This is a genomic window from Sphingobacterium sp. UDSM-2020 (assembly GCF_016132525.1).
In the GTDB taxonomy this organism is placed as follows: domain Bacteria; phylum Bacteroidota; class Bacteroidia; order Sphingobacteriales; family Sphingobacteriaceae; genus Sphingobacterium; species Sphingobacterium anhuiense.
Genome location: NZ_CP066166.1, coordinates 974,450 through 994,122, shown reverse-complemented (window position 1 = coordinate 994,122; position 19,673 = coordinate 974,450). Strand labels below are relative to the sequence as shown.

13 protein-coding genes are annotated in these 19,673 nt (G+C 36.2%); 10 read left to right on the top strand and 3 right to left on the bottom strand.

Annotated features, from left to right (window positions below; all coding sequences use genetic code 11):
• The first annotated feature begins 15 nt into the window (after positions 1 to 15).
• From JAZ75_RS04185 to JAZ75_RS04140, 10 genes are read left to right on the top strand one after another with little or no spacing between them, the layout of a single operon-like run.
• Positions 16 to 1,614 (top strand): RagB/SusD family nutrient uptake outer membrane protein, encoded by a 1,599-nt coding sequence (locus tag JAZ75_RS04185; RefSeq protein WP_232789352.1) that lies wholly within the window; start codon positions 16 to 18, stop codon positions 1,612 to 1,614.
• Between the two features lie 13 nt (positions 1,615 to 1,627).
• Positions 1,628 to 2,305: a fasciclin domain-containing protein gene (locus tag JAZ75_RS04180; RefSeq protein ID WP_208700375.1), complete on the top strand. Its 678-nt coding sequence runs from the start codon at positions 1,628 to 1,630 to the stop codon at positions 2,303 to 2,305.
• Positions 2,306 to 2,314: 9 nt separating this feature from the next.
• The gene (locus JAZ75_RS04175) at positions 2,315 to 3,337 is read left to right on the top strand and encodes a DUF5007 domain-containing protein (protein ID WP_208700373.1); all 1,023 of its coding nucleotides are present in this window, start codon (positions 2,315 to 2,317) and stop codon (positions 3,335 to 3,337) included.
• A gap of 35 nt (positions 3,338 to 3,372) precedes the next feature.
• Positions 3,373 to 6,528 carry a SusC/RagA family TonB-linked outer membrane protein gene (locus tag JAZ75_RS04170; protein WP_208700371.1) on the top strand — a complete coding sequence of 1,052 codons (3,156 nt, stop codon included), beginning with the start codon at positions 3,373 to 3,375 and terminating at the stop codon, positions 6,526 to 6,528.
• Positions 6,529 to 6,541: 13 nt separating this feature from the next.
• A complete protein-coding gene (locus JAZ75_RS04165) occupies positions 6,542 to 8,059 on the top strand; it encodes a RagB/SusD family nutrient uptake outer membrane protein (RefSeq protein WP_208700369.1) in 1,518 nt (505 codons plus the stop codon).
• Between the two features lie 2 nt (positions 8,060 to 8,061).
• Positions 8,062 to 8,778, top strand: a complete 717-nt coding sequence (locus JAZ75_RS04160) for a fasciclin domain-containing protein (protein ID WP_208700367.1) — start codon at positions 8,062 to 8,064, stop codon at positions 8,776 to 8,778.
• 31 nt (positions 8,779 to 8,809) lie between these two features.
• A complete protein-coding gene (locus JAZ75_RS04155; RefSeq protein WP_208700365.1) occupies positions 8,810 to 10,483 on the top strand; it encodes a DUF5008 domain-containing protein in 1,674 nt (557 codons plus the stop codon).
• An 18-nt stretch (positions 10,484 to 10,501) separates the two neighbouring features.
• Positions 10,502 to 12,238 carry a LamG-like jellyroll fold domain-containing protein gene (locus JAZ75_RS04150; RefSeq protein ID WP_208700363.1) on the top strand — a complete coding sequence of 579 codons (1,737 nt, stop codon included), beginning with the start codon at positions 10,502 to 10,504 and terminating at the stop codon, positions 12,236 to 12,238.
• Positions 12,239 to 12,241: 3 nt separating this feature from the next.
• On the top strand, positions 12,242 to 14,188 hold the full coding sequence (locus tag JAZ75_RS04145) for a M60 family metallopeptidase (protein WP_208700361.1): 1,947 nt from the start codon (positions 12,242 to 12,244) through the stop codon (positions 14,186 to 14,188).
• Between the two features lie 26 nt (positions 14,189 to 14,214).
• Entirely contained in the window at positions 14,215 to 15,906 is a 1,692-nt protein-coding gene (locus tag JAZ75_RS04140) for an alkaline phosphatase family protein (protein ID WP_208700358.1), read from the top strand.
• Positions 15,907 to 16,310: 404 nt separating this feature from the next.
• On the opposite strand, the gene JAZ75_RS04135 is transcribed toward JAZ75_RS04140, so the two are convergent.
• The 3 genes from JAZ75_RS04135 to hemB all read right to left on the bottom strand — a co-directional run bounded on the left by JAZ75_RS04135 (position 16,311) and on the right by hemB (position 19,671).
• Positions 16,311 to 17,132, bottom strand: a complete 822-nt coding sequence (locus tag JAZ75_RS04135) for a hypothetical protein (protein WP_168127868.1) — start codon at positions 17,130 to 17,132, stop codon at positions 16,311 to 16,313.
• A gap of 60 nt (positions 17,133 to 17,192) precedes the next feature.
• Positions 17,193 to 18,524: a glutamate-1-semialdehyde 2,1-aminomutase gene (gene hemL / locus JAZ75_RS04130; protein WP_021191931.1), complete on the bottom strand. Its 1,332-nt coding sequence runs from the start codon at positions 18,522 to 18,524 to the stop codon at positions 17,193 to 17,195.
• A 175-nt stretch (positions 18,525 to 18,699) separates the two neighbouring features.
• Positions 18,700 to 19,671, bottom strand: coding sequence for a porphobilinogen synthase (gene hemB, locus JAZ75_RS04125; protein ID WP_132771504.1), 972 nt, complete (start codon positions 19,669 to 19,671; stop codon positions 18,700 to 18,702).
• Positions 19,672 to 19,673: the final 2 nt, after the last annotated feature.

Sequence of the window (19,673 nt, the reverse complement as noted above, 5' to 3'; positions counted from 1 at the left end):
AGAGGAATATTAGACATGAATAACGTAATAATAAAAATAAAATTATGGACAGGTAAATTGTCTCTGGCCTTTTTAACTATAATGTTAGGTGCTAGCACATATTCCTGTAACAAAATAAATGATGTTTCCTCTAATCGGTTGGCTTCAGAGGAAACAAACTGGAAATCGCTGGAGGATGCCAAAGCCAATTTAATGTCTGTATACGGTTTGATGCGTTCTGCTACTGTTTCTGATAATGGCCACTGGCTAATGGGCGATCTTCGACAGGGTGATTTTACGATTACCAATCGTAATGATTTAAAAGCAATTGTAAATGGTCAGCTAAATGCATCTTATCCTATTATAAATAGAATAACTAATTGGAGAAGATTTTATGCCGTCATCAGTGCTGCGAGCCTTTTTATTGAGCGGTCTTCAGAAATTATGGATGAGGATGTACGATATACTAAAACCAATAATAATGTAGATGTAGCACAAGCAAGAATTTTACGCGCTTTTGCCTATTTCTATATGACACGTATATGGGGTGATGTACCTCTACTAACCTCTTCTCATGATGGTAGTTTTGAGGCTAAAAATAGAACTTCACAAAGTAAAGTTCTTGAATTTGCAACTAAAGAATTATTGAACGCAGCTCAGGTGGTTCCATTTAGATATGGTGGTACAGATCCGATCTTACCAGGAGATTATTATAACGAAGGATGGGCTTCTTGGAATGGCAACATATTTACACGTCTTTCCGTATATGGTATTTTAGCGCATATTGCCGCATGGCAAGGTAATTATGTAGATGTTGCAGCATATACAAAGTTTATACTTGATAACCATACGAAATTGAACGGTGATGGTTCTTTTGGTACGACTTATTTAAATATGGCTCATCTGACAGAAAACGATAATGGTTACAGTCCTTTCGCTTTTAAACGCGCAACGGTACTAATTGGATTTCCTTTTGAATCAGGAAATGGATTAGCAACTAATAATGGGCATATTGAGGGTTTAACTCTTGCGTTACCATTTATTCCGAAATCTAAACCTGAGATGTTTGTCAATAAAGATAGTATCATGAATATCTTTACTGATCCTAAGGATCTGCGTTTTGGAATTGATCCAAAAACCAAACAGTATCGTACCAATTACTTCTATAATTTTGAATCAGAAATGCCTGTTTTTAATAAGATTAAGGTTATTTCGCCGGAAAGTACCTCAGGTAACCTTACTTTATTTAGTTCGACACTTTTATTTAGTCGTTTGGAGGAGATCAGTTTATTGCACGCAGAAGCTTTGGCAGTATTAGGAGATACGAATGGAGCTTTTGAATCATTAAATAAAGCTGCTGATTTGAGAGGAATTACATTTTCATCCGTTAAAAACCCAGATATTATAGATGCTATTTTTCAAGAACGTAGACGTGAATTAATGGCGGAAGGTTGGAAATGGTATGATCTCGTTCGTTACAATAGGATTAAGAAACATAAGACAATTTTTGCGAATAAAGATGGTAAACCAATGACCTTTCGCGAGTTTGAAGAGGCTGGAGGTATTTATTGGCCAATCTCTCAAGATGTGATAACCGCAAATCCAGGTATAACTCAGAACCCGTATTGGAAATAATAGATATAGCAACATGAAAAGTATAAAAAAAAATAATAGCGTACGCTTTTTCTTAGTGCTTGTCTCACTAGGGATGTATGCATGTACTAAAAGTGAGTCACCTTATTACAATTATGAAAACAAGGTCCAATCCTTCAATGGTTCTGCATTGGGATATCTCCAAGCACAACCGCAGGGTACCTTCGATTCCCTGTTAGTGGTTTTAGACCGTTTTCCAGACTTAAAAGACTCATTGACTAATCAACAAGTAACACTTTTTGCACCAGTTAATAAAAACTTTGAAACTGCCATTAAATACTTGAATATTAAGCGAGATTTAGAAGGAAATGATGCATTATTCTTGAAGGATTTAGATCTTGAAGGATTGGAAGAGATTTTATGTAAATATATTATTCGTGGTAATAGAACAACAGATGCATATATTAACAGTTCGGATGGCATCATTGCACAATCCATTTTATTTGATTATCCCATGCATATTAGATATTCCAAAGAGAGTTCATCTGGTTATGTCGGTGGTGGAGCAAGTACCTTAAATTTTAGTAATCCTTTTGGATCTGTTTTTACTCAAGATTGGGGTAAAACAAAAGCGACCACGGTTAATATTAAGACCAACAATGCTACAATTAATATTTTGGAATCCATTCATAACTTCGGCTTTAAGGAGTTTACGGAAAGACTAAACAATTAAGACTTAATTATGAAAAGAATAAAAAATATAGTTAAAATAGGTCTGCCTGTATTTTTAGGTATAGCTATCTTCTCTTCGTGTAAGAAAAATCTACCTGAAGAGACCTTGTCTATCGCTTATAATTCTAAATATACACAGACGCTTTACCAACCTGTATTAGGCCGAAATACGTTATTTACGAATATATTTCAATATGGAAACTCATCACTTCCTCTTGATTTTAAGATACTGAATATGAGAAGATTCAATGGGGATCCTGCTCCGGAATTGACACAGCTTTATCCTGTTCTCGTATGGCAAGGTATCTATGATGGCACTGAAAAATCGTTGGCAGAAATTGAAGCAAAACGTAAAATAGAGAATCATCCTTTATTTGAAATTCGACCTCGTTCAGGGGATTTTATTATGTGGGCCGCAGCTAACTCTAATATGGTGGTTGCTCAGCCGGACTCGGGTTATGTTTTTGACGTAGAAATGTCCAATTCTGGTGGTAGACGATATTTTCAGGGAATGCGCTTAACTCCATTCCGTGAAAGACCTTATGAACCTTCTAACTTGGATCCCATTACTGGCCAAGGAACGAATATCTCTGTCAATCCTTCAGGAACCAATATCGTTGGTGAAAGAGGACAACCGCTCAATACGAGCTCCGATATTCAGGTATTATTTAAAAAAACAGGTAATGGAAATAGTTTGACTTTTAAGTTTGTAGATTCACTATCCAATCCAATAGATCCGAATAAGTTCGCAGACACAGATTGGAATAATTTGGTGCACGGTTTCAATATGACTAAGGATAATTTTCAGGTGAAATATGATGTTGCTTATCCAATTCCTTTAAGTGCGTATCCTACAAAATATACAACTTCTTCAGGAGGCCAAGCTCGTGTTATATTCAAATTTCATCGTATGGCTTTTGGAAACATACTTCAAAATAATTACCTAAATTTTAATTTTAATATTTACCAAAAAGGAGATTGGGAGTTGACTTTCTGGTTTAAACGAGATCAACCGAAATTCACCAACGATTAATAAATCAATTTAAACTTAAATTAAAAGTATTTCAAATGAAGTATATATATACGATAGGTATCATATTGGCTTTAAGTTCGCATAGTCTTGTTTATGCTCAAAAGCAGATCAAGGTGACGGGGGTCGTGACGAGTGGCTCTTCGAGTTCTAATGAGACAATATCGGGAGTAAGTATTTCCTTAGGAGGAAAAGCAATAGGAAGTTCTGATCGATATGGTAAGTTTACAATCACCGTGCCTGATAATGGAGAGGTTACATTTAAATCTCTGGGCTATAAAACGGTTGCTGTGGCTGTAAATAACAAAACCTATATCGCAGTGACTTTACAGGCAACAACTCAAATGTTGAATGAGGCGAAAGTTACCTCAGGATATCAAACTAAAAATAGAGCTTTAAGTACGGGATCTGCTGTTACAATTTCAGGAAAAGATATTCAAGGTGTACCTGCATCGGATATCATGAGTTTACTGCAAGGTAAAGTAGCTGGTCTTAATATTCAGAATACTTCTGGTGCGCCAGGTGTGCGTGGAAGCGTGACGATTCGGGGTATTTCTAATATTAATGTATCAGGTGATGGTAATGCGGCTTTTTTGACACCCACATCACCTTTGTATGTGATCGATGGTGTGCCTGTTGATGATAATGCCAATTTTTCGTATGGGTTTCAACAAGCGGGCCCTGGTGTCTCGCCGGCCTCACAAATACCTCCAGAAGATGTAGAAAATATTACCGTGTTGAAGGATGCGGCTGCAACGGCACTATATGGTTCTAGAGGTGCATACGGCGTTATATTAATTACTACCAAGCGTGGGAATTCGAAAGTTCCAGTTGTTCGCTATAATGGTTCAGCATTCCTATCCACAGTCCCACAATTAAGAACTGTAATAGGTGGAAAGGATGAACGATTACTACGTATTGATCAAATTATGAAATACGATACTTCTTATTATCATGCTTTGGATATGATCGCTAATACACCATTTTTGTCCGATCGTTATAATCCTTATTATAATAATTCCACTGATTGGCAATCATATTTTTACAAGCCTACTTATAATCAAACACACAATCTGAACGTATCGGGAGGGGATGTTAAATTTAATTATAAAGTAGCTTTAGGGATTTATGATGAAACAGGTGTTCAAAAAAATACAGGTTATAGTCGGTACAATTTGAACATGAATATGATCTATAATCCAAATCCACGGTTTAAATTGGAAGCACAATTAAATAATTCGATCCAACGGCAACGTATGGGTAGCGGTAACGGCTTGTTTAATACGGGTGTTGCAGCTGCTGCTGATGCTTCTTCTTTGTTGCCAGCTCCAACGCTATTTTCTTCTGTGAATAGTGCTTTGAGCGCTTTGAAAACGGAAGATGATAATAAAGTGTTGATTACAACAGCAACCGTTAATTTAAGTTATGATTTCTTTAAAAACTTTAAAGCATCATCTTACTTGAATTATAATGGTCAGTCAGGTACGAAAGATAATTTTACACCGGCGGCGTTGAATAATAATCAAGCATTGTATTATACCTATAATGATCGTGCTACAACTATTTACAACAGAAATCAACTTTCCTATGTCTTTTCTTTTAAAGAGGATGGCGAGGATGCGCATAATTTTTCATTATTTGGATTTTCAGAATTAAGAGCTTCAGCTTTTAAATCGGATGCAATGAAGAATGACCGCGTCGTGAATGATCAATTGCAAGGTCCAATTGTCAAGCAGACAGGTTTTGCAAGTTCCAAAGGTGGAACGCTTGAGTATAATGATCTGCGTACGGTGGCTTTTGCAGGGCAGTTTTCATATAACTATAAACAGCGGTATGTATTAGACTTAAATTATCGTGCAGACGGCTTGTCGACCAATGGTCCTAATGCAGGTTATATCAAAAATCCTTCTATTGCAGTCAAATGGAATATTGAGAAAGAACGTTTTATGGAAGACGCTACCTGGCTGGATTATGGCTCTGTACGTTTAAGTTATGGTTCTAATATTTCACCAAATGGTAATATCTATTACACTTATGGTAAATACTATGGCTCTGACCGCTATAATAACAACCCAACTGTGGTAACTGACCTAAATTATTTACCAAATTTATCATTACAACCGTCGAAAGCCACCACCTATAATGCAGGGGTAGATTTCTCTTTATTTAGCAATAGATTTACGTTGTCAATGGATAGTTATTACAAGCAAAATGATAATATCTTCCAAGATAAAGTCATTTCATCGACCAATTCTTTTAACAAAATTGCATCAACTGAGATCAGTAATGTGAATTATGGATGGGAGTTTCAAGTTACAGGACGTCCTCTAGCACCAACAAGTCCATTTAAGTGGACCATGTCCGGAAGTTTTGCTATCAATAGAGAGATTTTGGCAGCATTACCGGACGGTTTACGTGAAAAAATAATTTCTACAGGTAGTGATGGTCAAGATATTTATCAAAGACTGGGAATTAATTCATTGTCCAATTTCTTGTTCAATACGAAGGGGGTTTACGCAAACAATGGACAAGTACCTGTGGATCCTGTTACTGGCTTACCTTACCGTGTGGGCGGAAATGATCCCTTAAATTATTTTAAAGGAGGCGATCCTATATTCACAGATTTGGATGGTAATTATGTGTTGGACAATAATGACCGTGTTATAGCAGGTAATTCACAACCGGCAATAACAGGGGGATTATTTTCTCTTTTACAATATAAAAAGTGGAGTGTAGAGGTGAATGCTTCGTTTACATTAAAACGGGACGTGCTGAATAATACTTTAGCTTACCAATTCTCGCGCTTTGGAAATCCGACTACTATGGGTAGTATCGTTCCTTTATCAATGATTGATTATTGGAAGCAGGATGGTGATATTGCAACCTATGGTAATCCGATGGATTTTGTGCGTAATGGTCGTATTAATCCATTCCGTTACAATCAAACTCTATTCCAAGAGGATGGATCATACTTAAAACTCAATTCCATAAAAGTCTATTACAACTTTGATCAAAACTTGACAAGAAGATATGGAATGAATAGAGTGAGCATGAATTTTTCGGCAGCAAATTTAGGATATATTACACGATATTCTGGAGCTAATCCGGAGACTGTAAGTGCATTAGGACGTGACTTTGGAGGCAATTATCCTTTGCCTAAATTATTTTCTTTGGGTTTAAATATCGAGTTTTAATACGTTTGAGATCATGAAATTTAAAAAAATAACCTATTTATTCGCAGCATCAACATTGTTACTGTCAAGCTGTGAAAAGTTTTTAAATGTTACACCCATTGACGCTTTGTCGGGGAATAACTTTTGGAAAACGAAAAAAGATGTGGAAGGCTATACGAATGGTATATATCTGAAATTGAAAAAAAAGTTTGGAGAAACTATGTTAATTCCGTCATTGGATATTCGTGGAAATTATGTTAAGGTCGTTGAAAATTTGGATAGTGATGGTAGTGGTCCAATTAATAGTTTGATTTCCAACAATATGACAACCATTATGAATGGTTCCACAACTTATCATAATAGATTAAAAGATAATATGAATTGGAAAGCTTGGTATGATGTCATTGCGGCTAGCAATATTTTGTATTATGAAACGGGCCGCTTAGATGCTTCTGACTTTTCAGAAACAGATAGAAAGCAATATCAGGCTGAAGCTGTATTTACACGAAACTTAAGTTACCTATATTTATGTCGCATGTTTGGTGATGTTATTTATTATACTGATGCATATAATAGCAAAGCGCTTCCACGTGAAGATCAAGTTGAAGTGATGAAAAAATGTATTGCTGATATGCAGGCTGTAAAAGATGACTTACCCATTAGACAGAGCTCATCCAATATGATCGGTGTTCGTCCTACTCGTGCGAGTGCAATAGCTTTATTGATGCATTTGAATATGTGGGCAGCAGCTTGGGATACGGAAAGCAAAGAGGGGTATTACGCTGCCGTACTTTCACTTGCAGAAGAGATAGCAACTTATCAGGATTATTCGCTGTTGACTATTTCAACGGAGAATACAAAACGTATCTTTAAAGGTCGTTCTGCTGAAAATCTTTTCGGTGTATTGCAAGACTTTAATTATGGAGAGACATTCTCTGATTATGCAAATTATTCTTTTTTCTTCTCACATTACCCTTATCGGGGAAAAGAAGATAAGACTAAAAGCTTTTTAAGCTACGATAAGAAATACATTGATAAATTATTTCCGGCATCAAACGCTGATCTTCGTCGCTCGACTTGGTTTGAGAATATGAGCGCAGAAAGTGCTGATTTTCAATTTAAAAAATTTATCAATACCTATTCGAAGGGGTCTGGTGCTAATATTACGATGTATAGCGATGATAGTGCAATTATTTTTAGGTTGCCAGACGCTTTGTTGCTCGCAGCAGAAGCGGCCGCAGAATTGAATAATGAGGCCGCAGCACATAGATATTTGAATCAGGTCAGGCAAGCAGCGGGCGCTCCAGATATTCTTAGTACTGGTTTGACTTTGAAGAATGACATTTTTGCTGAAAGATGTCGTGAACTCATTGGCGAAGGTCAATATTACTTCGATTTGGTTCGAACAAAACGTGTAATAGATACAGAGTTTGCGAAAACCGTGATGTCTGTTGGAGATTTCAACCGTGGCGCATGGACATGGCCACTAATTATCACAGCGGAAGAGCGCGGTGCAAATCCTAATTTAACAGGTAATACTTTTTGGAATTAATTATGATAAACGTTAAAAATAAAATAGCGCTATTGATTGTCGCAGTAGTCGTGTTATTGTCTTCGAGTTGTAAAAAATATTATTACGATTCAGGTATTCATGATCCAAAATTTAATGGGACGACGATTGAATTTCTGAAGTCAGAAGGTCCTGTATTTGATAGCACATTGACCATTATTAAATTGGCAGGTTTAGAAGATGTTCTTCAAAAGGAAAATGTTACTTTTTTCGTTCCGCCAGGAGGTTCTGTAAATAAGGCTATCATGCGTCTTAATAAAACCTTGCGGTTTAATGGAAAGGATACGGTATCGCAATTGACACAGATTAAACCAACAGTTTGGCGTACCGTATTGTCTCAATATATTTTTAAAGGGACAAATCTTTTAAAGGATTATCCGCAACGTGATACTTTAGCCTATACTACTTTCCCAGGGCAAAATTACACGAGTTTTGATGGACGGCTGATGAATGTTGGTGTCATTTATAATGATGCCGGGGGGATGCAATATGCAGGTTATAGACAACTGTTTTTGGCTTATATACCAGATTTATCAAATCCGCAGGTTCGTTTAGTTAATATACCTGTATCCATGTCAGATGTTCAGACGACGAATGGCGCTGTTCATGTTCTTAATCGAGTAAAGCATACTCTAGGTTTTGATACGGAGAGCTTTATAGATCTAGTTATCTCTGGAGGTATTTCTCCCGCCACTCCTTAATGAATTTACTAATTTATAAATCATTTGAGAAATGTTACATAAAATAAAATATAAAATAGGGTTGTTGCTTGTCATTGGACTAGGAGTTTCCTGCATAACAAATTCTTGTTCTAAGAGTAAGGACTTAGCAGAAGATCCTTACGCAGGAGGCAAACAAGTTTTAGATATCCAATTTATTTCAAAGACAACAGATCCAGACATTGTAAATGCTGGAGCAGCACTAGAATTGAAAGTTAATGGATTGCTGAAATATAAAGATCAATTTAAGGTTTTTGTCAACGAACTTGAGGCAGAGGTATTAAGTTATACAGATTCCACTTTGAATTTTGTTGTTCCCGCTATGTCAAGTACGGGATCAATTTGGGTTACAGCAAATGAACAGTCTTTCTTTGGTCCAGTAATCAAAATTGGTGGAAAAGTGTCTGTCGATGTTTCTTTTAGAGCAGTTAATGGTACTACTAGATTGGGAACTGGTGGAGATGCAAGCATCTATGACATTATTCAATTACCAAATAATAAATTCTGGCTTGTTGGTGCTTTTGACAGTTTTGAATTGAAAGCAACGGAAGAGAAACCAAAAGCAGGTATTGTGCAAATGGGCCCGGAGGGAGCATATGATGATGACTATATGAGGTTTGGAATTGGCGCATTTGGTGCGAGTAAAACGATATATTCTATCAACAGGATTAATACGGGATCTTATAATGGTAAATTTATTGTAGCGGGTAATTTTTCGGCTTATGATTCGAAAAGGCCAACCCGTCAAACGATAAATAATATTACCAGACTGAATGATAATGGATCTTTGGACACGATGCGCACTTTGGATATTGTGAATCCGACCCCAGAAAAAGTATGGAAAAATGCAGATACTATTCCAGCATTTAACGGTGGTGTTGATGGTGTCGTTCGAAAAACTTTCATCTTTGGTGAAAAACTTTATGTCATAGGCAACTTCCAAAACTATAAACGTATTTACTATCCTAATTCATCCTATGATGATAAAGTTTATGATGTGACACGTATGTTGCAAATAGCTAAATTGAATTTAGATGGTTCGATGGATTCCACTTATCATTTTAATCCTGCTAAAGGACAAAGTGAAACAGCTGGGAATGGTTCGATCAACGATGCAATGATGCAGAGTGATGGGAAATTGATTTTGGTAGGTAATTTTACAAGTTTCAATGGAATCGCATGTAATCGTATTGTCCGACTAAATTTGGATGGTTCAGTCGATCAGTCTTTTAATATTGGTCTGGGTTCTGATGGTGATATCAATTCAATCCGTTATAATGAAGTAACGAAAAAGATTGTTTTAAGCGGTTTATTTAACTCATTTAACGGTAAATCGGCTAATGCTATTATTGTTTTAAATAGCGATGGTACGCTAGATGATACTTTTATCAGTGAAAAAATAACCGGTGGTGCAGTGACTTTCGCAGCACAGTTGAACAGTGGGAAGATTATTGTATCAGGTTCCTTTAATCGATATGGTGATTACCTGAGACAAGGTTTTATGATTTTAGAAGCTAATGGTAAATTGGCCTCTGGATATAATAATACAGGCGGATTCAAAGGTCGTATATATGACATGATTGAAACGGAGATGGCAAATGAATCGAAGGTCATTCTGGTGGGAAGTATTTCACGATTCAATTCAACTTTACCAGGCAATATTTTACGTTTATTGATCAAAAAATAAGACCCAAATTTAAAAGATATGAAAAGAAATAAGAAATCAACAATCGGCATAAGGATATTGGGTTTCATTGTTTTTATGGGAACATTGTTCATGAATGGGGCTTGTAATAAAGATTTTATTAATAGCTTACCTGAATCCTCTAAAAACGATACTTTAGGAGTAGGAGATGGCTCTAAGCGCGTTCTATACTTAATTCTAGATGGAGTGAAAGGCTCGGTTATCCAAGAGTTGGCTCCAAAAAATTTGACACAAATTACCCTTCGATCCATCTATACGTATGATGGTGTTGCGGACTATAATTATAATCCTTATACACAGGCTGCGGCGTGGACTAATATGTTGACTGGTGTTGATTACACAAAACATCACGTTACAGCGAATAATTTTGAAAAATTCAATCATGTAGCAACACCAACAATTTTTACTCGTATTAAAGATGAATTGAAAAATGTGCGAACGGTTTCATTTACCAGTAATGCTGCGATAAATGCTAATCTTGCGAAAGACGCAACTGAAACGAAAACATTGGCGAATGACGCTGATGTTAAAAAAGCACTTATTCAGGAGTTGGCCACCGGTAATGCATCCCTTTTAGTTGGTCAGTTTGATGGTGCAGCTCTTGCTGGCGGTTCTGATTTTTCAGAATCTAATCCTGCTTATGTCGCATCCATTCAAACTTTAGATAATTATGTCGGAGAAATTTTGGAGGCTTTAAAAGCACGTAAAACCTACGAAGGCGAGAACTGGATGGTGGTTATTGCATCGAGTCTTGGAGGCGGTCTCTCGGGAGGAGAATCTGGATCGAATATCTATGCGGATGGATCCAGAAATGCATTTTATGCTTTCTATAACCCCAAATTTACGGCGGATAAGTATGATAAGCCACAGATGGATGCTTTGCCTTATGTCGGTACAACGCAACGGTATCAAGGAGCAAATTCAAGAGCTGAACAACGTAATGCTGATTTAGCAAATTTTGGAGCTGATCAAGATGCAACAATCCGTTTTAATATCAGATGGGATCAGGGTAGTACGATTTATCCTGCTTTTGTATCAAAACGGGCAAGTTTTAGCGGGGGAGTAGTTGGTTGGCTTTTCTTTATGGAATCTGGGGGTACAGTAGGTATTAATCTAAGTCAAGTTGGTCAAGGTAATACACAACGTGTACATACACGAAATATTGCCGATGGTATTTGGCATAATATTACAGCGAAATTTTGGAAGAATGGCACCACTCGTTATTTGACTTTATTCATCGATGGAATTCCCGCACCAGGAGGAGATCTGAATATAACGAATCTTGGAAATCTGAATACATCGAGCCCACTACGATTGGGATCAATCGGTGATGGGAATGTCAATTGTTTGATTAGTGACTTTGCAATTTATAATTTAGCTCTTCCGAATGATGTAATCATTGCGAAGAGTAAAATGACTCCTTTGACTGAAGAAAATGATGTTTATTACAATAATTTAACAGGTTATTGGAAATGTAATGAAGGTGAAGGAGACGTATTGAATGACTTAACGGGTAAATCGACACCTTTTCATATTCAAAATAAAATCAATTGGGTTAACTTCAGTGATTTTTCGCCAAATATTACCCCAACTATTTCACAATCAATTTTTAAGGTAGTGCCCAATGGGGTCGATATCCCAGTTATGATTTATAATTGGATGAATATTTCGGTACCTAAAAACTGGGGACTGATGGGGAAATTTTATAACCCTTCTTTTAATTTACCAAGAGACTAAGTGATGAAAACTAATCAAATCATAACAATTATATGTAGTATGGTGTTGTTAATCAGCACTGTGTCATGCAAGAAATATGGCTATAATATTTCGGATGGTTATCCTGATGATTCTAAAAATGTGGAAGATGGGCAGATTGATACAAATATGCGTATCATCGATAAATCGATGTATGCAAAAGCAAAGGTTTTCCCGGGTTTAGTTGATCAGAAAGAACCTCGAGTAGTGGATGCTAAATTTACATTAGATCTCAATTTTACAGATCAAACGAGTCAAAATTTGCGCATTTCTGTAGCCCCTCAGCCCCAATATAGTACAGGTTTTTATGCAGCTCCAGGAGAGCTTGTTAAAATCGTTGTACCTGAAGGAATTGAGGGACTTACTGTCCAAATAGGTGGGCATACGGATAATTTAAGTGGTAAATTTCCATTATTGCGAGACCCTGTAATTTATATGCGACAACGCCTATATGCAGGAGCTAACTATGTTCGTAACTTATATGGTGGTACCATTTACATTCAACCCAATAGAGCATATGAAAAACCTGTTGAATTTACGATTACTAATGCTTGCGTATCGCCTGATTTTGTTTTGGGGGAAATGAGCAATGACGAATGGATCGCTAAAGTAAAAGCATCTAATGTCCCTTGGTTAGAGTTTAGGACAAAACGTGTCGTTTTTTTAATCCCAAGAGATCGAGTTATCAAGTCTTTTAGTTCATCTGAACCGATCAACGACCCTACAAAGGTAATGACTCTTTGGAATGATGTCTTTGAAAAAGACTTTAATGGATGGATGGGACTTTCAGACGATGCACCATATGAGAAGGATCGTAGTCCACAAGGCGCATGGAGAGGAGTATTGGATATTCAGTTAACTGTTGGGTACGGTCATAATGGTTTTCCATTTGTGGGCTATAATGATTCCGAATGGTTTAGAGGAATGACAAGCTTAAAAGAGATCAGTACAAGCGAAGGCATGTGGGGTTCTTATCATGAGTTTGGACACAACTGTCAACAGGGAAGCATTTGGAGCTGGAGTACCTTAGGCGAAACCACAAACAATTTGTTTAATTTTAAAGTAGCGAATCGTATCGGTGCTAATTATTCTAAGTTGCATCCTGGTGTAACTGAAGGTTTTCCAGAAGCAATTAAATATGCGAGTAATCCTAGTGCTAATGCTACTGTTAAAAATTTTGATAAGGACGTCGCAATGGATGACCCATTTAAAAGAATGACACCTTTTGTACAGATTTTTGAAGTATATGGATATGATGCGATGGTACATCTTTATAAAGAAGCTCGTCGGGCAATTCGTACTAACCCTACTGATATCACTAAACATAATTGGGTTTACGAAAAATTATCAGAATATACTAAAACAGATCTAGCACCATTTTTTGATGCATGGGGTATTGACTATAGTCCGAATGTTGCAGCAGCTGTATCAGCGAGATTTCCACTTTTAACAAAGCAGGTATGGACATATAATCCATTGACGAAAACAGGTGGAACCAGTCCAATTGTATATAAGACTACAGTTGATTACGTTAGTTGTCCTGCGCAAGAGGGTTCTATTGCAAATTTGGTTGATGGTGATCCAAACAGCTTCTATCATTCTAAATATTCTAATATACAGGCAGGAGAATCTTATCCATTCACGTTTATTTTAAATGCAGGTGCTACTCAAGCAATAAAAGGAATGTATTTTTACAACAGACCTGGTGGAAATAGAGCGGGAGATGGTAAAAATATTGAGATCTATTATAGCAGAGATAATGTAAACTATGAAAAAATTGGTAATGCAGTTTTGCCAAATAGTAACAATAGATTTGAATACATATTTCCCAATGGAAATATTAGTGCTAAATATTTTAAAGTTATTGTAAAGGATGGATATACAACTAACCCTTACGTTGTGTTTGGTGAATTAAACTTAATTAAGCCATAATTGATAAAATTAAAATAGATATTTAGATGAAATTAAATTTTAAAATACATACAGCTCTTTTCCTAATCTTAATTGGTGTTTCAATTATTGTAGGATGTAAAAAATACGATAATCCCCCATCTGTATTTGAAGAAATAAAGGATTTGAGTACAGCTCAGCGCAAGGTCTTGGTCATCACTATTGATGGCCTTGCCGGAGCGGAATTACAAAAATCATTGCCAAAGAATATAGCTATGATGAAAAAAAATGCAAAGTATACTTTTAATACTTTGGCAACGGCTACAAGTACCGCTGGCTGGGTATCAATGTTGACGGGCACTTCTTTAATGAAACACCACATTAGCGATGAAAGTTTTGAACGTACAGAAGATGGAGATAACGAAGACCATGGTGAGATTGTCAATTATAGAAATGTACTGGATTACGTTACGCAATATAAAACAGTAACAACTGCTATGGTTACACCATCAACTAACTTAAGAGATTATATTCGGAATGCAGATGATTCACCAGTAGTAGCTTCCGATTTAGCAGTTAAAGATAGTAGTTTATCAATCTTGAGTCAAAATAGTTTAGGAACGATTTTTGTCAATTTTAAAGCATTACAGGAAGCTGGAAATAATGGAGGATTTGATACTTCCAATCCTGCTTTCGTTGCAGCACTTAATCAAACAGATACTTATATTGGAAATCTCTTAGATGGGGTGAAAGCGAGAAAGAACTATGATCAAGAAGATTGGTTAATTATTGTAACAACTAATCACGGAGGAGGAAAAAATGATAGTCAAAATGGTTTTATTATGCTTTACAATCCATCATTTGAGGAGTATGAATTAAAGAAATCAGGTTTTAATGGTGTTCTTTTTGCCGAGAAAACTTCGAAAGCAATTATAACTGATAATACAGGTTTGTTTGATGCGGGTGAAACAAAAAGCTTTACGGTCCAGATGGATGTTAAATTTAATGCTGTGCCAAACGGCTACTCTTCTTTCTTCGGTCATAGTACCAATCTTAATGGGCAGAATATTACAGGTTGGCAATGGGCTTATTATCCCGGAGGTGGATGGGTTGTGACTGTAGGTGGAACATTAAATGGTGGTGTAGGTAAATCTGATATAACTGCGGATGATCAACCTGGTACAGATTGGCATACGTTAACGATGACAGTCAACTACTTAGATGCAAATACCCGTACTTTAAAAATGTTTGTTGACGGTAAATTACAATCTAAGAGTATGAATATAAGTAGAAATAAAAGTTTAACTACTACTGAAGCCCTGAGAATTGGGCATCGTGCAGGTGATAATGATGTTCCTACATCTTTTCATAGTGCAAATCTTACTTATTTTAATACTGCATTAAGTGAGGAAACGGTTAAAAATACATTTAAGCTAACTGATATTACGAAACATCCAAATTATTCAAATGTAATTGGGTATTGGCCAATGGATGAGGGGCTTGAGGATAAATTCTTTAATAAAATTAATGGGGGCACTAACATTCCTATTACAGGTTCTTACAGATGGGTAAGTTTCGGGGATGATTTTCCACCAAGCTCGAAACCTGATGAAAAGGTTGAAAAATACTCCATTATATCGACGGCTTATGATGTTTCAGCTTTAACACTTTATTGGATGAATATCCCAATTTTGAAAGATTTTGGTTTTGATGGTATTCCTTATCTGGACAAGTTTGAAGTTGAATTTTTAAAGAAATAAGATGTAATCAAAAAAGTTGTTATTATGATAAAGAATACTTTAATATTAAGCCTTAACAAAAGACAGTTTTTACATAATTAAGTTAGCTTAAAGCATTTTGGATATTAATACAGAAAAAGAGGTTTCATGTATAATCATACATGAAACCTCTTTTATTGCAATTAAAATAAAAATCTCTATAAATATCCGTTTTTAGCAATCACTAACATCATATTCCATATACAGAAATTATTAGCTAATACTTACTATTCTCTACTCAGATTCTTTATGGTGCAAAATGTGCTGCAAAATTGATTTTTATTAATAAAATAAGCTAATAGTAACTAAACCATGAATTAGATATTCATATTACCTTTGTATAGAACTTTAATCACATTTTTAGAATTTATATAAGACATAAAAAGTTATTGTGCTAATAATTTGATATCTCTTTCTACAGAAACATTGTCACCAGTGATGGCATTACCATCCTTATCCACAAGTGTCAATTTTACCTTCACATCACCTAAAGGTAAGCCCTTTATTTCATATGGGCCCCATTTATCCAATGTGAATTGTTTCCCATTCACATCCGCTAATACTTTATTGCCGTCAGCGGCTAAAGTTGTGTTGACCAAGAAAAAGTCTAACAATAATACTTTCGTATCTTCACCCTTATATTCACCTTTTGGACGGCTATAGAATAATGATGGAGCTGTAACTGCTGCATCTTGAACTACTTTTCCATCCTTGTCAATCTTAAATTTAACCAATTTAGAAGCCTCAGTTGTCTTAATTGATTCATGGTAGGAGCGAGATAAGAATGACATCAGATAATGCTCTGAATTCAGCGCTAAAGTAACCGTGTTTTCTGGTTTATATAGAGCTGCATAAGGTTTATTGTCTAGTATAAAGTGAATGTGTTGACCATCATGAGAATTTGCCATATGATGCTCATGGGCAGTTTGTTCAGTAAGTTTAAAATTACTAACAGCATACTTTACAGTTACTTTTGCCGAATCCGTTCCAACCTTTTCAGATGTAATAGAGGCAATTTTCAAGTCAGCACCAGGAAATGCTTTCGAGTCCGAGACTGGTGTTACCGTGATTTCAGTACCAGCAACTGTATCAGTAGAAACAGTAGAATCCTGTCCCGTTGTTGTTTTAGTTGCGGTATTTTGACAAGAAGCTAATGTTCCTGTGATAGCCAAAACAGCAGCAACAGACTTTAAGATATTTTTTTTCATAATTATTATTGATTGATCATTCAATAAATATAAACAGATTACTTATGAAAAAGTTCACGATTAACCGAAAACTAAATCCAATGCCGCGAAAATATGTCTTTTAGCCGTAATTAAATCTTCATCTGTATGCGCATGCGAGATAAAGCCGACCTCATAACCAGAAGGGCCAAAGTAAATACCACGATTCAGCAATTCACGATGCATTAATTTATATAATTCCATCGAATTTGGATCAATTTCGCTCGCTTTCAAAATCGCCTCTTGATCTGTAAAAGCAAACCAGAAGATCGAAGCAATCGTAAAGATTTTTACTTCATAATTCTTTTCTTCAATATAGTTTCGTATTTCAGAAACGAATGACTCCGTTTTTGCATTCAGGTTTTTATAGAAATCGGGCTGTGTTAAGACTTTACATGTGGCGATTCCGGCAGCCATTGCAACTGGATTACCTGATAATGTTCCTGCTTGGTAAACAGAACCATCAGGAGAAATACAGCTCATCAATTCTTTAGATGCCCCGTAAGCTCCAACCGGCATACCACCTCCGATAATTTTTCCATAGGTAATGATATCAGGTTGCACATCATAATAAGCGGCAGCACCTTCAAAACCTAGTCGGAAACCAGTGATCACCTCATCAAAGATAAGTAAGGCTCCATTTTGTGTTGTTATCTCTCTTAAATAATGAATGTATTCTTTGGTCTGGAGTAAAAGACCATTATTGGCAGGAACCCCTTCAATAATAACAGCAGCAATCTGATCTTTAAATTGATCAAAAACTGCGGCCAACGCCTCTTTATCATTTAATGCAATGACAATGGTTTCATCAGCAAATGCTTTAGGAACGCCAGCAGAAGAAGTTTCACCAAAAGTAACCAATCCAGATCCTGCCTTTACCAAAAGAGAATCCGAATGTCCATGATAGCAACCCTCAAACTTAACAATCTTATCACGTTTCGTGTACCCTCTAGCCAAGCGGATAGCCGACATGACAGCCTCAGTACCTGAGCTTACAAAACGGATTTTTTCAATAAATCGATTGTTAGAAATAATCAATTCAGCCAGCTCATTTTCGAGAGCAGTAGGTGCTCCAAAACTTAAACCTTTGCTTAATTGTGCCATTACTGCCTCACGAATCTGATCGTTGTTATGACCTAAAATAAGTGGACCCCAAGAACAACAAAAATCGATAAACTCATTTTCATCCGCATCCCAGATATGAGCTTTATCTCCTCTTTCAATAAATAAAGGGGTGCCATAAACAGATTTAAAGGCACGTACTGGTGAATTTACGCCACCAGGAAAATATTGTTTCGCTTTTTCAAAAAGTTGTGCCGACTTCTCCCTAGAAATATCAGCAGTTTTCGTGTGAGCGCTATTTTGTTGTGTCATATTGATTATAATTTACAGGACAAAAGTATCCAATTATTTACTAAAATCTCTCATTTCAGTGTAAGGAATAGCATTATACAAAACACCATCTAGATGTTATCACGATGAGTACTTAGCTATAACAGATGAAGCCCAAGGATTATCCTTAGGCTTCATCTGTTATTTAATAAGTTGTTTATTTAATCCAACCTTTTTCTATAGCTTCTTTAGCATGGTACGTTAAGATTGCAGTAGCACCTGCACGACGGAAACTCATTAGAGTCTCCAATATAGCGGTTTCTTGTAACCAACCATTACCAATAGCAGCTTTGATCATAGCATATTCGCCGGAGACATTGTACGCAGCAATAGGCAAATCAAAATTATCATGTAATGATTTAATGATGTCCAAATAAGGAAGACCCGGTTTTACCATTAAAAAATCAGCACCTTCTTCCAGATCTAATTGCGCTTCGATTAATGCCTCTCTGCTGTTAGCATAACTCATTTGATAACTCTTTTTGTCACCTTTTTTAGGAGCAGAACCTAAAGCATCACGAAAAGGACCATAGAATGAAGAAGCATATTTTGCCGTGTAGGACATCAATGACACATTGGTGAAACCATTTTCATCTAGAATATTACGGATAAAACCAATACGGCCATCCATCATATCCGAAGGAGCGATAATATCTGCACCAGCATGCGCATGTGCTAAAGCCATTTTACCCAGAACAACTAAAGTCTCATCATTTAGGATTTCTCCATTCTCTACAATACCATCATGTCCATCCGAACTATAAGGGTCCATAGCAACATCAGTAATGACACAAGCTTCAGGGAAATTTTTCTTGACCTCTTCGATTGCTTGAAGATATAGCGTACCTTTTCTGTAGCTTTCAGTTGCGAATTTATCTTTCAAAGATTCTTCGACAGCAGGAAATAAATCAAATGAATTTAATCCAAGTTTTAAACAGCTTTCAATTTCACGCAATAAGTTGTCAATCGAATAACGAAAGATACCTGGCATAGATGAAATTTCAGTTTTTTGATTTTGACCTTCTACAATAAAGAGTGGAAAGATCAAATTAGCGGTACTTAAGCGGTTTTCTTGAATCATATCGCGAATCACAGCAGATTTACGATTTCTTCTCGGACGTTGTAACATGT